This window comes from Candidatus Aquarickettsia rohweri (assembly GCF_003953955.1).
Lineage (GTDB): Bacteria > Pseudomonadota > Alphaproteobacteria > Rickettsiales > Midichloriaceae > Aquirickettsia > Aquirickettsia rohweri.
Map to the genome: position 1 here is coordinate 1 of NZ_RXFM01000135.1, position 1,861 is coordinate 1,861.

At 27.9% G+C, this 1,861-nt stretch carries 2 protein-coding genes; one reads left to right on the forward strand and one right to left on the reverse strand.

The features are described 5' to 3' along the window. Positions 1–229 precede the first annotated feature (229 nt). A complete protein-coding gene (locus EIC27_RS06740; protein ID WP_126045280.1) occupies positions 230–1,117 on the forward strand; it encodes a sensor histidine kinase in 888 nt (295 codons plus the stop codon). Positions 1,118–1,625: 508 nt separating this feature from the next. Here the strand turns inward: EIC27_RS06740 and EIC27_RS06745 are convergent. Then, a partial coding sequence (locus tag EIC27_RS06745) for a DDE-type integrase/transposase/recombinase (RefSeq protein WP_126045281.1) occupies positions 1,626–1,861 on the reverse strand: 236 nt, incomplete at its 5' end.

Consider the following 1,861-nt stretch of genomic DNA (forward strand, 5'->3'; position numbering starts at 1 on the left):
TTCTTTTTTTCTAATAGCATCATTAGCCTCTATTTTTTTAGGCTTTTGTTCTACCACTTATTTTTATTCTTGCCTAGATGCCCTTATTTTAGCGCTTACTTTAATATCAAACTACCTATTGCTCTATTATACATCTTCATTGCATAGTATCTATTTATGGGTTATCAACTCCTTGCTTACTACATTTTTATTATATCAATTTCTCAATTCTACTGAATTTTTAATAAGTATGACTATAGGATTTATATTGGGATGTATTTTATATATGCTAGAAACTAGGAGCATTAATTTAGGATATTCTTTCCACCTAGTTTTTTATATATATTTATCATTACTTTTTATATCACAGATTATTGCAAGGGAAAAAGAAAAAAAATCTATCCAAAAAGATAAAATGCAAGAGGAGAAGCTTAATAATATACAAGTGTTTGGTGAAATGATAGCGCATGAAATAAAAACACCCATGTCTATAGCAAATATGCAATCTGGTTTATTTAAGAGTGTTCTTGAAAATATAGAAAAAGATAAACAAAATGCAGAAAAGTATACAAAAGAAGACTTTATAATGAAAAAAAAGAATTATGAGGCGTTTAAGAATGCAACTTATATGTTAGTAGATGCAAGTCAACATGGTGTTAACACAGTTGATAACCTTTTAACATCTTTAAGAGGCTCAGTACAAAATGAGAAGAGAGAAATTATACTAATCAAAAATATAGTAGAAGAATCAATTAAAGAATATGCTTTATATATTCCTGAATTAAAAAAAATAAAGGTAGAGATAATTGAGAATTTTAAGGTGGAATGCTCTTACAATAGCATAAAACATGTTATAATAAATCTTATAAAGAATGCTTGTGCACATAATGGAGTGAATGTAAAAATAGAAGTGACGGCAGAAAATAATAAATTATGTTTTAAAGATTATGGAAGAGGGATAGAAGAAGAAGTAATAAAAAAGATATTTGATAAGTTTTTTACTCAGAGCAAAAGTGGCACAGGGATTGGCCTTTCATTTTGCAAACTAATTATGGAAGATATTGGTGGATCAATTGAATGTGAGTCAGTAGTAGAGAAATATACAAAATTTATACTAAAATTTCCTAAAAAAGAATAAAAAAAGCTTGACAGCTATAATTAGTGGGTGATAATAATAGTATGATGCTATATTTGAATATATAACAATAAAGAATAAAGAGGTCGTCATAAACAAGTTATTTACAGTTGCTTCTTTGGCTATATCATTTTTTGCTGTACTTTCTGCTTTTGCTAATGGTACTTAAGAAGTTTTAATATTAAAATCACCAATAGTATAGCTATACTTTTGGTGTATTTTAATATTATACCCAACTAAGGGAGAGCATGTTGAAGTTTACTTAAATAAAGCAACTTTAATATATATGTAGTACCTGAGTTACAGTAAGCTTTATTTCTATTTTATAAGTAATATTACAGTATTAAGTGTATTTTAGCTACAATCTTGTTGCTTAGGCACTTTAACATAATTTTTGTATTAATAAGCAGCAAGTTTTATGAAGAGTGTATAGTAATTAATAGTCAGCTATTAGGCTCTGTCGCATCTGTAATATGGTGTAAAATTTTTAAATTATTTATAGATTTTTCCATTAAGCAGCTAGTGAAAGAAATTTATCAAAGTCAGAATTATAATTGTCATTGTCAGCAAGTTGTCCTTTTTTAATCATGTGCAAGAGTTCTATTCCCGCAATAGTTCTGGCGGCACTTCTAAAGGATTTGAAGCCAAGCATCGGCCTAGTTCGTTTCTTTATAAATCTGTGATCGCCTTCTATCCTATTGTTGAGATATTTGTTCTGCCTAATTTCTATTTGGTTTTCTTTAGATA

Coding starts and splice junctions, on each gene's coding strand:
- EIC27_RS06740 (WP_126045280.1), top strand. CDS start 230: ATGACTATAGGATTTATATTGGGATGTATTTTATATATGCTAGAAACT.